Source organism: Massilia sp. CCM 8734, assembly GCF_011682155.1.
Classification (GTDB): Bacteria; Pseudomonadota; Gammaproteobacteria; order Burkholderiales; family Burkholderiaceae_D; genus Telluria_A; species Telluria_A rubra.
In genome coordinates, this window is record NZ_WHJI01000213.1 from 1 (window position 1) to 381 (window position 381).

Below are 381 nucleotides of genomic sequence, written 5' to 3' on the forward strand. Positions count from 1 at the left end.
CGATTAAAGGCCGCCACGGCAAAGCTCGCGTCGGCGCGCGCAGTGAACATGATTTTCTTACAGGGCAGATCGGCGGCCGCCTCGCAAAACTCCAGCCCATCCATGTCCGGCATCGCGTAATCGATCACCACGACGGTGGGCAACGAAAAACGCTGGGGATCGCCGACAAAGTGATAGATCCGCTCCAGGTCGCTTTCGGCGGTCGTGCCCCCTTCACCGCACTCATCTTCAAAGCCCAACAATTGGGGTCCACCTGGGTCCACCCTGCTGAAAATGTCCGACACCCAGTCGAGTGCCGCGCGAGCCCGGTTGAAGGTGGTCTTTGCCAGGCTTTGTTCGAGGTGGAAATCCAGTACGGCCAGTGAAGAACGATCATCATCA

Annotated in this window: 1 protein-coding gene; it reads right to left on the reverse strand. The window is 58.8% G+C overall.

All coding sequences use genetic code 11. The features are described from left to right. Window positions 1–381, reverse strand: a 381-nt coding sequence (locus tag F2P46_RS36305; protein WP_166899345.1) for a response regulator transcription factor, incomplete at both ends; no start/stop codon positions are given.